Below are 13,020 nucleotides of genomic sequence, written 5' to 3' on the forward strand. Positions count from 1 at the left end.
TGTTTCTAAATTATTGAAGTAGCGGAGCGAGTTGTTCAGCTTCTTGCATAACTGTTAAAGATTGTGGCTGCAATTTTTGATAATTTGCGAGAATTTGATCAGCATAGCTCTCATCATCGGTTTGAAGATAACTTATCGTTTCCTGCATCATATCATTTTGTACAACCAGCAAATTCCATACATGATCGCGGAGTTGTACTACATCTTTACGTACCTTGGAATCACTAATACTGGGAAAAGGAATGGCTTTCAAATTTTGCATGCATGTACTTACATTATCGGCATGCTCCTGGAAAATACCCAACATTTCTTTGCTGGTGAGCTCCTGATTATTTTCAAACAACTCATTTGGTTTCTGCAATTGTTGTCCTATATAGGTTCCTGCTTGCATGTAAGTCTGCAAATACTGCTGAATATCTTTTTTTTCCTGAGGAGATAAAGAAGATGCAGTTGTTGGTGACGGATTGGAAGAATGATTCATCTCAACGGAAGTGCTCGTTTCTACCGAAGTGCTGCTGCCTGCAGAAACGCTGGTCTCTACCGAGGTGGTCGTTTTCACCGTTGTCGATACATTGCCAGTGCCCGAGCTATTCTCTCGGGTTGGAGGATTACTGGTATTGTCTGTACTATTCGGACTGCCCGGATTGTTAATATCATTAGTAGCACGAGTATCGTCGTCGTTCTCGGCATAATCATCGGTCTCGACATTCGCATCATCTCCTGCCTGATCAGTGCTCCAGGTGGATGAGGAAGAGGAGATTCCGGTATGATCGGCGTGCAGAGTGTCCTGGGTATTTCCGCAGCCGGCCAGAACGAGAATCACGGAAGCCGGTAAAAGCAGCTTTTTAAATAGCATCATTGTGCACATCCTTATTCGTATAAAATGAGTGTGTCCGTAGGCATTATCTATGGACATGGAGATTTATGTAGTTAATAAGACCTAATTTATTGCAGGACTAATCATAGCAAATGATAGGATCAATCACAACCTGTTTTATAACTTGAAGACGGCCCAATATCGGGACAATGCCACCTATCCAGTATCTACATCTATCTGTAAATATATCGGATCATAGGCACCATTCGATAATATACAGAGAAAAATACATAAATCCGCCGCCCAACAGTTCTCTACTGACAGAATGAAAAGGTAAAACAAAAACCGCCAAACTTTGTATCCACAAAGTCTGGCGGCTTGATGTTACCGATTCCTTATGACATGCTATGTGCTTTTGCAGTTGACGTTTTACCCATTTCCGAATGGACTGGCTCCGAGGTCTCATGGTGCCATTCTTCTTCACGTGCGGTATGCAGTTCCTGTTTGTTCTGATGAAGTTCCTTGATCATATGCCGGTAAATAAAAGCTTCCTGCTGGGATAGTCCGCTGCGGTTTTCTTTCAAAATCCAGTTCTCCACGTTTTTCTTCAACATTTCGCTTTTGCGTTCCAGTGCTTCTGTATAAGTCAAGTCTATTCATCCTCTCACGTTTTCTAATGTCGAATATGTGTCAACGAATTACAACTTGAAGTTACACTCGACGTAATATTTACCATTATACGGCAAAGCCTCCCAGCTCCCAAACCGGATCAGACGAGCTGAACTCTGCTGAGAAAGCCTGACCAGGGAAGAGGAAGATTCAGCAGAGGTATTCAGAAAAGTACTCCCATATCCTCGCTTATCCTGCCATAACATCATAAAGTGTCATATTTATGACGTACCTATTATCGCAGATTATCCAAATGAGAAAGACCGGAAGCATCTGCTCCCGATCTGCTGCAGACTATACAAATTCCTGTATTAGACAATCCCCTGCATAATCATCGCATCGGCTACTTTTTTGAAGCCGGCGATATTGGCTCCGGCGACCAGATTGCCTTCAAACCCGTATTCTTCCGAAGCTTCTACGCTGTCCCGGTAAATGCGCTGCATGATCTGTCGGAGCTGTCCATCGACTTCATCGAAGCTCCAGGACAGCCGCATGCTGTTTTGCGCCATTTCCAGTGCAGATACGGCAACTCCGCCAGCATTGGCAGCCTTGGCCGGGCCAAACAGAATATGATGGGATAACAGGATATCGATCGCTTTCAGTGTACTTGGCATATTTGCACCTTCAGCGACCGCCTAATTACATGTTGCTGCGCTTTCCAATAAGAGTTCTAAGATTCTTCTCATTGATACCATCCTGGCAAAAGTTAAGTAATTGATTGACAGCGATCTTGGTACGATCTACAATCTGCCCCAGATGATAGCCGGTATGTTCCACCAGGTGATACAGACTGTGCATGTCGATATCGTCTGAATGACGGGTGATTAGCGTATTCATGACACTGTAAAATGTATCAAAAGCGTTGTGGACCTGTTCTTTTAGCTCTTCTGGAGACAGGTTGGTATCGGGGAAATGATCTTCAATGCCTGTCGTAAACCCAGGATGATCCTGCTGGGCAAATCGGATAGAATTCCTGTTTACATGCTCGACAATATGTAGTGTAATACCGCCGATGGAGTTGGTCGTAGACGTTGGCTTGTTCCATAGCATATGCGGTTCCAGCTGATCGATACAGTAAAGGAGCTTGGGAAGATAGTGATTATGCATTCGCTGCTGGGAGATTTTAAGAAACTCATGTAATGATGGATTCTGAGACATGTCTATATTCCTTTCTCTGTGTATTTGAATCGCAGAGTAAGAGCCGTATGATTATAGGTACAGCAAAAGACAGGAGGTGAAGACGTATAAGGTGTATTTTACCAGATTAGAAATACATAAAATCCAATTAAAGGAGCATTTTCATGATCAAAAGACCTATACCTGTCGCTATCATCTCCATACTCGTCCTGGCTATTGGATTTCTCAATCTGATTCTGATTTCCATGACCATCAATCGCAATCTGCCGGTACAATCCATAATTTACAGTGGTACGCCTGACATGATCAATATGATCCTAGCCTACCTGGGTGGCCTTTTGTTATTTGTAGGCGGCATTTTGGCTTTTAGAGGAGAAAATACAGGTCGCTGGATGATTGTAGGCTGGTGTATCCTTGCACTAATTCTGTATGCAGATTTTATCATTCCAAGAGTGGTATATCTGGTGATCGTGCTGCTGATACTATTCAACAAATCCGCGAATCGGTTCTTCAATAGCAAGCGCAGCCTGACAGCAGAAAGCGTCTAATCTCCTCTGGGAATGAACAAATCAATCAAGGAAGAAACCGATCAATAAAGAAAGTTTCTTAATCCATAGGCGGCTGTATAAATGAACAAAAAGAGACCGCGAATACATTTCGCAGTCTCTTTTTTACATAGACAGGATACGCTTCTATCTATTTCAATCGAAAACGTAACTATCTCCCAATTGATCTTAAACATTAAACTCAAGCATTCTCCAGTTCTTTACGTTCTTTGGCATACTCGGCGGTCGCTGTGAACAGCACATCGGAAGAAGAGTTCAATGCCGTTTCACAGGAATCCTGCAGTACGCCAATAATAAAGCCGGCACCAACGACCTGAATCGCAATTTCATTCGGAATCCCGAACAGGCTGCAGGCAAGAGGGATGAGCAGCAGAGATCCGCCAGCCACACCAGACGCACCGGCAGCTGCTACAGCAGAGAGGAGGCTCAGGATAAAGGCAGTGCCGATATCGACTTCAATACCAAGTGTATGCACGGCAGCCAGTGTCAGCACCGAAATGGTTACGGCTGCGCCGGCCATATTGATCGTCGCACCTAACGGAATGGATACCGAATACGTATCTCGGTTGAGGTTCAGCTTTTCACACAGTTTCATATTGACCGGAATATTGGCAGCTGAGCTGCGGGTGAAGAATGCAGTGATCCCGCTCTCTCTCAGGCAGCTGAGCACCAGTGGATACGGATTGCGGCGAATATTGACGTACACGATCAGCGGATTGATCACCAGCGCCATGAACAGCATGCAGCCAATCAGCAGGAGCAGCAGCTTGCCGTAATCGAGCAGCGAAGCCAGACCGTTGGCTGTAATGGATTCATATACCAGCCCCATAATGCCCAGTGGCGCCAGATTGATCACCCATTTGACGATCAGAGAGACGGCATCCGAGAGATTGGACAGCATGCTTTTTGTACTGTCTTTGGCATTTTTTAGAGCTACGCCGAGCAGGATTGCCCAGGCCAGAATACCGATGTAATTGGCGTTCATCAGCGCATGAACCGGATTGTCGACCACATTGAGCAGCAGCCCTTTTAATACGTCGACGATGCCGCCCGGTGGCGATAGATCCTCTGTGCTCTGGATAAGGGATAGATTGACCGGGAAAAGAAAGCTTGCGATAACCGCGATCAGACCTGCCAGAAACGTGCTTAACCCATATAATGCAATTATGGATTTCATATTCGTAGGACGTCCTTTTTTGTGCTGCGAGATCGCAGACATGACGAGGAGAAATACCAGAATAGGCGCAACCGCTTTGAGCGCGGATACAAACAGGGAGCCAAAAATGCCGATTCCAGAAGCATTCGGGAAGGCCAGAGCCAGGATAATCCCGACGATAATCCCCAATAGGATGCGTTTTACCAGACTTATTCGGTTCCATTGATGCAGCAATGTAGTCATAATTCTCCTCCGGTCCATTTTATCGGTAACTTTTACTACTAATAATCCCGCTTCACAGCGATAAAGCGAGTAAGCATTTAGATATTAGTTTACCATGAAAAATTGTGTTTGCAATGGAAAATATAGAGTATAATCAATTCAAGCCAAATACATAAATATTAAGAACCAATACAAAACAAAAGGAGCGGAATCATGTCTTATAATGTCCATATTACCAGAGCGGAATACTGGAATGAAGGAATAATATAAAGGAAGGAGCATTCTCATGAGACTCATCATCCTGTTCGGTCCGCAGGCAGTAGGCAAAATGACCGTAGGCCAGCATCTGGCAGCCAGAACGAATATGAAGCTGTTCCACAATCACATGTCCATCGATCTCGTATCCCAATTTTTCGATTACGGCACTCCTTCCGGCAAACGGCTCGTGAACCTGATCCGGCGCGAGATTTTCGAAGAAGTCTCTCGGAGCGATCTGGAAGGTCTGATTTTCACCTATGTATGTGCATTCGATCTGCAGAGTGACTGGGATTACATAGAAGAGGTAGCTGCACGGTTTGAAAGTAGAGGCGGGACGGTCTATTACGTTGAACTCGAAGCAGACATGGAGCAGCGGATACAGCGCAACAAGACGGAAAATCGCCTGCAGCACAAACCAACCAAGCGTGATATCCAGTGGTCGGAAAAGGATCTGATCGAGACCCATGAGCAGTATCGATTGAATTCATTGCCTGGAGAGATACAGAAGACGAATTACCTGAGGATCAATAACACCGCTCTGGACGCAGAGGCAGCAGCAGAGATGATTATCGAACGGTTTGCCTTATGAACGGGATATACAGACCAACATATTCACCGGAAAGGGTGATTTCCATTGATTATCGTCAAAGCAGGGCAATCCCATCTCAATGAAGTAACAAGCCTCGCTATGCAGCTGTGGCCGGACAACGTAGAGACAGAGCTGAGCGCAGACTTTGAAGAAACACTGGAGTCTCCGAAAGATATCGTATATGTGGCAATCGTAGAGGGGATGAGTGTGGGATTTATCCATATGTCTCTCCGTCATGACTATGTGGAAGGCTCCGACTACAGTCCGGTCGGCTATGTAGAAGGCATCTACGTCGATCCCGCATTCCGTCATAGAGGAATATCCACCAGGCTGCTGGCAGCAGGTGAAGAGTGGTCAAGGTCACTTGGCTGCAGCCAGATTGCCTCGGACACCGAACTCGATAACCAAGGCAGCCAGGAGTTCCACAAGAAGCTGGGCTTCCAGGAAGCCAATAGAATAGTAGCGTTCATCAAGGATCTGGATTGATCACGTGAACCTGGAAAAACAGATACATAAAGTAATAATCGGAATACGGAGGAAAGTACTATGGAAATAACGCAAACTATTGACAGGATCAATAGAGAGCTAAGTCAGACGCTGCTGGAGTACAATACCTGGTTCAATGAGGAGATACATGTACTGCAGTTCAAACCCCACACAGGCTGGAGTATCGAGCAAATTCTAGAGCATGTCACCTTGACCAACCACTTTCTGCTCATCCTTATTCGCAAAGGTACGAGCAAAGCCATTGAGCTATCCCGAAAGACGGATTTGGAAGAAGCACTGAAAAGCTATACACCCAACCTCGATCAGCTGGATGCTATTGCACAGCACCAATCATTCCCATGGATCAGACCGGAACATATGGAACCCCCTGGAGAGATGCCGCTGCCCGAAGTGAAGACGCTGCTAGCGCATCAGTTCGACGAATGCAAACTGGCTCTGCGTGAAATGTCCCATGGAGAAGGAATACTCTACCAAACGACCATGACCGTGAATCAACTGGGCAAGATTGACGTGTACCAATATATCTACTTCCTGTGCCAGCATGCCAAGCGGCACCTTACCCAGATGCAGAAGGTGAAGGAAGAATACAACCGGACGCACGGTAATGCTCAGTGAAGAAACATCGCGGTTCCATCTAAAAGTAGGACTCAATTGTCTGAATACTCATCTATTCAAACCTACATACCCTCTGATGAAAAGAATGCGGGGCAACTGATTATCTATGGATATCTGTTTATGTACATGTCGCTCGGTGTTATTGCGAGTATCGTGCACTATGGATTTCATCACGATCTGTTGGTTCGCAACTTTGCCTGGATGCTGCTGGGGGATTCGATTTGTATACGCTGCTTGGTAGCCATTGTATTTCATAATAGGGTGAAGTCGAAATGGTCTCGAATCTTTGTTTTTTATATGCCGGCAAGTTTGCTGGTCGTTGCGGCTGTGGTATTATTATTGTTGCGACGATTACGTCTATCTATGCAGCACTGGCAGTGTACCTTGTAGTTTAATCGTTGTTTATTGCAATAGAACTATGATGGAAATATTCGTCTAGCCTTTAGAACTGAACAGATAGGTAGTATAGTGTATTTTAAAATATAATATTACGTGCTGAAAGAATCAGGACTTTTAGATGTATATCATCTAGAAGTCCTTTTTTTTATTAAAAAGCAATTCCAAATTATTGGAACAGGTGATAATATAAGGAGGCAATAATGATGGATATTTATCTGACTTACTTAAACAATCAACGAATCGGAGTACAGCTGGAACGGTATGGGGCTGAAGAGCGAGCAGGAATTCGTTCGATACCCGGCAGAAAATGGATACCAGAGAACAAAATCTGGACGATTCCGTATACTCCTGCTGCCTTAGTGCAATTACTTCAAGCTTATCCAACCGACTCATTCAAGTGCGATAACGAACTGAGTTCGAGAGATTCCTATCTTGTCGATCAGTTAGAGCATCACAACAAAGAAGAGCGAGAAATGACTCTTGCTCCAGAACATGAACCATGGAATCCTACACGAAAACAAGATCTGATTAATGCACTGAAAGCAAGAGGATACAGTAATAAAACCATTAAAGCGTATACCTCTCAAGTGCAACGTTTTGTTGCTGCTAGTATTAATCATGAAATAGAGAGTCACTCTACTGCTGTACAAAAATATACTTTATCTTTACTCGAGAAAGATCGTTCGCATGCTTATGTGAATCAAGCGATCAGTGCGATCCAATTCTACTTTCGATATGTGCTGCAGCAACCTCATACTCATAGCGCTTACGTTCGTCCCAAAAAGGAAAGCAAGCTGCCAGGTGTGCTGTCGCTGGAAGAAGTAGTGCATTTGTTAAAAAGTGTTGTTAATATCAAACATCAGGCTATTCTGTATCTAACGTATACGGCAGGTCTGCGAGTAAGCGAGGTTGTGCGTCTTCGTATAGAAGATTGTGATTATGAACGAAATGTGATTCGTGTTCGTCAGGGGAAAGGTAGAAAAGATCGCCAGACACTATTATCTGAAGTAGCGGCTTCGGTCTTAAAGCAATACATAGAACTAGAAAAGCCAACCGTCTGGCTATTCCCAGGACAGCGAACAGGACGTCATCTCACCGAACGATCCGCACAGAAAGTATTTGAGAAGGCGCTTATTCAAGGCGGAATTCGCAAGCAGGTGAGTATACACTCGTTAAGACATTCCTTTGCTACCCATCTGCTGGAAAATGGAACGGATCTTCGCTATATTCAGGAGCTGCTGGGACATCAGAGTGTGCGAACAACGGAACGTTACACGCATGTGAGCAAGCGTAATATTGGGAATATTCAAAGTCCGCTTGATCGGATGGAAGGTTTTTAAAGGCTATGTGAGAGATTCGAGAATACTGCGATAGGTTGGGGATTTATGAAGTTCGTGAATACAGCGATATAAGAGTGATTACAGAAGTTCGTAAATATTACGTTATGTGAAACCACTCGAAAGCAAAGGAATAATCAAATGATAAAAATGAATGAAGATGAATTACCAAAGCCACTTAAAATCATAATAGGAGCATCTGCACAAGCCTATCCAGACTGGATTCAAACACAAGAAGAAGAATTAAATCTACTGGATCGATCTGATTGGGAAGGGATTTTTAAGTCGAGAAAGATTAGAGCTATTCTTGCAGAACATGTATGGGAGCATTTGTCCTATGAAGAAGGCATGGAAGCAGCAAGAATTTGTTATGATTTTCTTGAACCAGAAGGATATATTCGATGTGCAGTTCCGGATGCTTTTTTTAGGAATGAAGAATACCAGAATATTGTTAAGATCGGTGGACCTGGTCCAAAAGAGCATCCGGCTGCAAGTCATAAAATCGTACATAACTATAAGACTATTACAAGCATGTTCGAAGAAGCAGGATTCAAGATTAAATTACTGGAATACTGTGACGAAAGTGGAGAGTTTCATTTTAATGACTGGAATCCTGAAGATGGTTTCATTTATAGATCCTTTAAATTCGATCACAGAAACAAGAATAATGAATTGAGATTTGTGTCACTGATAGTAGATGCAGTCAAAGAATTGTCGTAGTAGTTCGAAGAAGAGAGTGGCATCACATAACATAATATTCACGCTGCGAACATTCGTCCTTGGTCCGGCATACGCCGGACACCCAGCATGCGCTGGGTCGTGAATACAGGAACGTTATGTGAAATCTTGTGAAAAGCTTATAAAGAACTTTAAAGACTAATAAAGGACTGATTTGATGTTCTACGTAAACTCAAGAGCCATCATTGAACGATTGAATAATGAAGAAACCGAGATCGTCATACAAAGAAGAACAAAGGCCGACTCTTCTTTTAAGTTCGAACTTCCAGGAGGTAGAATAGAACCCTTCGAATCGTTGATCCATGCTCTGATCAGAGAAGTCAAAGAAGAAACAGGACTAGATGTTTATGAAATAGAAGGAATTGAAACACGAATTGATACGATTGGAATTAATTCTGAATTTGAAGTTGAATGTCTCAAGCCCTTTGCAGCTTATCAAACCATTAAGGGACCAATTGATTCATTAGGTTATTATTTTAAATGTAAGGCAAACGGAGAATTGCTAAAAGCAGGTGACGAAACAGTAGACATCCAATGGATAACTATTAAAGAACTCAATCATCTATTTATTCAGAATTCACTAGGGTTTTCCGATGTTGATCGGGCTGGAATTAAGTATTATTTGAAGGAACAAGGATTTTGATAGTACTTCTAGATATCACAAGACTTCACATAACATAATATTCACGCTGCGGACATTCGTCCTTGGCCCGGCATACGCCGGACACCCGACATGCGTCGGGTCGTGAATACAGGAACGTTATAAGAACATGAAATACGACGGAAGAACAAGGACAGGTAAAGAGCGAAGAGAACGGGAAGTTGATTCTATGCGAATCTTGGATTAGAAGTTTAGAAGCACCAAAGAAGGAACGTTTCCATCCGGAAACTGATCCATCGAGAAGAGAATGCGGATTGACTGAAGGAAGAAGGTGCGCTTCCATACGGAAGCAGACTGGATTGGAGTTTGCGGGAAGAGCTTCGAAGCCCGTCGATTTCACGACATATAACGATATATTCACGCGGCGGGCCATTCGGCCCTGGGTCCGACATTCGTCGGACACCCGGCATTGCCGGGTCGTGAATACAGTGGACGTTATACGAAACATCTAAATAGATATCTTAAAATCGGAGGACTATATGACATTACAAAGCATGTTTGGTTTAAAGGATTCATATAAAGAATCAACGTATAGAGAAAGTGTAACGACTTTTAAATTCATAGCAGAATTAATGGAAGCTTTGGCAAATAGAAATAAAAAGGTTGATGTTTTAATGACAAAGTCAGGAGATAAGTTTGGTTATGATGTGGTTTTGCATTGTGATGGGCAAAGTAAATACATCCAACTCAAAACAACCGTAAATACAAAAGTATGGAGCAACATTCATACATCTTTAATCAATAATCCTCATGGAGAGATTATTATTATATATCTGGTATTTTCAAACCCTACAAAATGGGATGTTAAATATAGACCATTAGATAAATCGAAACTAACAATAGATAATACAAAGCAAAGGCAAAAAATCGATAAATCAATGTTACATAAACAAATGAATGTATTTGCTTTGAGCAAATATTTATTCCCATGATTTTTCGTTAAATCGGAGAAGTTAGATGCTTCGTATAACATAGTATTCACGCTGCGGGCATACGCCCTGGGTCTGGCAAGGGCATTTAGTAAGATTTACAAACACTATAAAGAGACAAAAGAATATTTATTAGAAGGTGGATATTATGCCTAGAGATTATCAATTAAAACAATGAGTAAAACAAAATTGTGGTAGCTACTCTAGATGCCCGATCCATCATATAACATAATATTCACGCTGCGGGCATACACCCTGGGTCAGCATTCGCTGGACACTCGACATGTGTCGAGTCGTGAATACAGGAACGTTAGATGAAATTACTGAAAAGCATTAAATAGAGAGAAGGTGAGTCATTATAGTGAATTCCAATGATAATAAATTAAATAATTTTTTCCAACAGCTCGAAAATATTAAACAAACTTATAGTGATTTATCTTCTTCATGCTTGCATAAGGAATCAAAAATGTCATGGACTGAATTCAAAAAAGAATATGAGAGTATAGGGAAAGTAATTAGCTCAGACAAGTTCAAAGATATTCAATCAGAATTAATAGAAGAAGTCATGTATTCAATATTAGAAATGCTTGATGGTTATAGTGATTTAAATTTTGAGCTTGATCTTGTAGATCATCAAACAGGAGAATCTATAAAAAAGGGAATACAACTACATGATAAATATAGAGATTTTGTAGACAAGGATAAGTAGTGGAAGCAGATCAAGAAGACAGTAACATCATCTAACATAATATTCACGCTGCGGGCATACGCCCTTGGTCCGGCACACGCCGGACACTCGACATGCGTCGAGTCGTGAATACGGGAACGTTAGGCGAAATGCATAAAACATCATATTAAGGAGTTTCCAACTAATATGCGAAGAAACATAAGAAGAAATATGAGAACAAGTACTCAAACAAACAAATTGACCAAAAATGAAAAACTAACACTACAGATTTCTTCAATTGCATTATTATTTTCGATATTGTTAGGTATTTTCACATTCTATTATACATATCAGAAAGACAAAAAAGATGACCAGGAGATTATTGATGTGGCGTTCATTGAATCATCTCATGATGATAATGTTTTTTACAAAAAATTGAACATTAAGGAAATGGGATCAGCACTGATTCCATTAAATTATGATGTTCTAGTTTCAAATAATTCAAAAAACAAAATTTCTATCATTAATCACAAACTTACTCAGATAATTGATGGGAAGCCATTTTACTATAGTAATATTGTTGAAAAAGTGACTTTCAACGATAAAGATATTCAATACCCAATTACAATTGAGTCAGGAGAAAGTATCAAGTTGGTATTTACTATTAATATCTTAATAAAACCAGAAGTGGATAGTTTTATTAAGAAAAAATATAGTTATAATACAAAAATTTCATTCGATGATTTACATAAATATTTGCTTAATAGTGGTTATGATCTTTACGGAAATAAAGTGAAAGCAACATTCTTTGATGATAATACTTACATTGCAGAATCCGATGTTTATGAAGCACCTACTTATAAAATTACTATTACAACCTCAAAACGTAATAACTTTACTCAAATGATTAGTGAAAGTGATATAAATGAAAACTTTTAAAATATGCACCTCGCCTAACATAATATTCACGCTGCGGGCATACGCCCTTGGTCTAGGATTCGCCAGATACCCGACATGCGTCGGGTCGTGAATACAGAAACGTTATGCGAAATTCTTGTAGGAGGATTAACATTGAGTTTTTATATGCAAAAAGCTGTTTTCAATTTTATAACTAAAATTATATTGATGCTTATAGTTTCTTATTTAGGAAAGACTTTTTTTCCTGAAATACATGAAGTAATCTTCTTTTCTAATTTTTGGTCTATCTATACGACTCTAGTTATTATTATGTGCTTCATCGATTATCAAAAATCGAAAGATGCTTCGGACCATTATAGTTTCATTCGTGAATTGAGAAAAGAGGATTTGTCTTATGCAAAGTTAGAAAAGTATGCTTTACGGTCTGAAACTTTTGCGGAAATAAGCAAAACAAAATTAGATATATTGAAATCTCTTTCTCCGATTCCATTGATAGTATTTTTGTTGGGATTCTATACAAGTAATAATGCTAATATAAATAAAAAAATCTCTATTTTTTCTACCAACTTATTACTTGGGGAATTATTGATGTATGTAGGAGTTGGAATTGTAGTGTTTTATGTATATCTTATTTGCTCATCATTTGCATCTTATAAGAAACATATTAGAAGAGCAGTGGATTATAGATCAGAATCAATTATTGCAAAATCAGAAAAAGAAAATTCTCTTGAGCAGTCCAATGAAGCTAAGGACTTCGCATAACATAATATTCACGCTGCGGCTCTGTTGGAGCCTTGGTCTGCAGTTGGATTTCGAGGAGGCATTTCAGCAGACA

The 13,020-nt window shown here is 41.1% G+C and carries 15 protein-coding genes and 1 pseudogene; 11 read left to right on the top strand and 5 right to left on the bottom strand.

Features of this window, described 5'->3' with window-relative positions:
- Positions 1-10: 10 nt before the first annotated feature.
- From WH45_RS06300 to WH45_RS06315, 4 genes and pseudogenes are all read right to left on the bottom strand, one after another.
- Positions 11-859: a hypothetical protein gene (locus WH45_RS06300; RefSeq protein ID WP_046213535.1), complete on the bottom strand. Its 849-nt coding sequence runs from the start codon at positions 857-859 to the stop codon at positions 11-13.
- Positions 860-1,212: 353 nt separating this feature from the next.
- Positions 1,213-1,467, bottom strand: coding sequence for a hypothetical protein (locus WH45_RS06305; RefSeq protein ID WP_046213536.1), 255 nt, complete (start codon positions 1,465-1,467; stop codon positions 1,213-1,215).
- A gap of 330 nt (positions 1,468-1,797) precedes the next feature.
- A pseudogene (locus WH45_RS06310) lies at positions 1,798-2,121 on the bottom strand (NADP-specific glutamate dehydrogenase); the annotation flags it as partial.
- 4 nt (positions 2,122-2,125) lie between these two features.
- Positions 2,126-2,644: a hypothetical protein gene (locus WH45_RS06315; protein ID WP_046213538.1), complete on the bottom strand. Its 519-nt coding sequence runs from the start codon at positions 2,642-2,644 to the stop codon at positions 2,126-2,128.
- 143 nt (positions 2,645-2,787) lie between these two features.
- On the opposite strand from WH45_RS06315, the gene WH45_RS06320 reads away from it, so the two are divergent.
- On the top strand, positions 2,788-3,171 hold the full coding sequence (locus WH45_RS06320; RefSeq protein WP_046213539.1) for a hypothetical protein: 384 nt from the start codon (positions 2,788-2,790) through the stop codon (positions 3,169-3,171).
- Positions 3,172-3,370: 199 nt separating this feature from the next.
- Here the strand turns inward: WH45_RS06320 and sstT are convergent, their stop codons facing one another.
- A complete protein-coding gene (sstT, locus tag WH45_RS06325) occupies positions 3,371-4,588 on the bottom strand; it encodes a serine/threonine transporter SstT (RefSeq protein WP_046213540.1) in 1,218 nt (405 codons plus the stop codon).
- A gap of 265 nt (positions 4,589-4,853) precedes the next feature.
- Between sstT and WH45_RS06330 the strand changes: the two genes are divergently transcribed.
- The 10 genes from WH45_RS06330 to WH45_RS06375 all read left to right on the top strand — a co-directional run bounded on the left by WH45_RS06330 (position 4,854) and on the right by WH45_RS06375 (position 12,947).
- Positions 4,854-5,414, top strand: coding sequence for an AAA family ATPase (locus WH45_RS06330; RefSeq protein WP_046213541.1), 561 nt, complete (start codon positions 4,854-4,856; stop codon positions 5,412-5,414).
- A gap of 45 nt (positions 5,415-5,459) precedes the next feature.
- Positions 5,460-5,900 carry an aminoglycoside 6'-N-acetyltransferase gene (aac(6'), locus tag WH45_RS06335; protein ID WP_046213542.1) on the top strand — a complete coding sequence of 147 codons (441 nt, stop codon included), beginning with the start codon at positions 5,460-5,462 and terminating at the stop codon, positions 5,898-5,900.
- Between the two features lie 60 nt (positions 5,901-5,960).
- Positions 5,961-6,536, top strand: coding sequence for a DinB family protein (locus tag WH45_RS06340; protein WP_046213543.1), 576 nt, complete (start codon positions 5,961-5,963; stop codon positions 6,534-6,536).
- Between the two features lie 599 nt (positions 6,537-7,135).
- On the top strand, positions 7,136-8,275 hold the full coding sequence (locus tag WH45_RS06345; protein WP_235338300.1) for a tyrosine-type recombinase/integrase: 1,140 nt from the start codon (positions 7,136-7,138) through the stop codon (positions 8,273-8,275).
- 138 nt (positions 8,276-8,413) lie between these two features.
- Complete coding sequence (locus tag WH45_RS06350) at positions 8,414-8,992, top strand: class I SAM-dependent methyltransferase (protein ID WP_046213545.1); 579 nt, start codon at positions 8,414-8,416, stop codon at positions 8,990-8,992.
- A 211-nt stretch (positions 8,993-9,203) separates the two neighbouring features.
- Positions 9,204-9,653, top strand: a complete 450-nt coding sequence (locus WH45_RS06355) for an NUDIX hydrolase (protein ID WP_235338301.1) — start codon at positions 9,204-9,206, stop codon at positions 9,651-9,653.
- A gap of 497 nt (positions 9,654-10,150) precedes the next feature.
- Positions 10,151-10,603: a hypothetical protein gene (locus tag WH45_RS06360; RefSeq protein WP_046213547.1), complete on the top strand. Its 453-nt coding sequence runs from the start codon at positions 10,151-10,153 to the stop codon at positions 10,601-10,603.
- Between the two features lie 358 nt (positions 10,604-10,961).
- Entirely contained in the window at positions 10,962-11,309 is a 348-nt protein-coding gene (locus WH45_RS06365) for a hypothetical protein (protein ID WP_046213548.1), read from the top strand.
- A gap of 165 nt (positions 11,310-11,474) precedes the next feature.
- The gene (locus WH45_RS06370) at positions 11,475-12,206 is read left to right on the top strand and encodes a hypothetical protein (protein WP_046213549.1); all 732 of its coding nucleotides are present in this window, start codon (positions 11,475-11,477) and stop codon (positions 12,204-12,206) included.
- A 132-nt stretch (positions 12,207-12,338) separates the two neighbouring features.
- Positions 12,339-12,947: a hypothetical protein gene (locus WH45_RS06375; protein ID WP_046213550.1), complete on the top strand. Its 609-nt coding sequence runs from the start codon at positions 12,339-12,341 to the stop codon at positions 12,945-12,947.
- The last annotated feature ends 73 nt before the right edge of the window (positions 12,948-13,020 follow it).

It is taken from the genome of Paenibacillus wulumuqiensis, assembly GCF_000971965.1.
Taxonomy (GTDB): Bacteria; Bacillota; Bacilli; order Paenibacillales; family Paenibacillaceae; genus Saccharibacillus; species Saccharibacillus wulumuqiensis.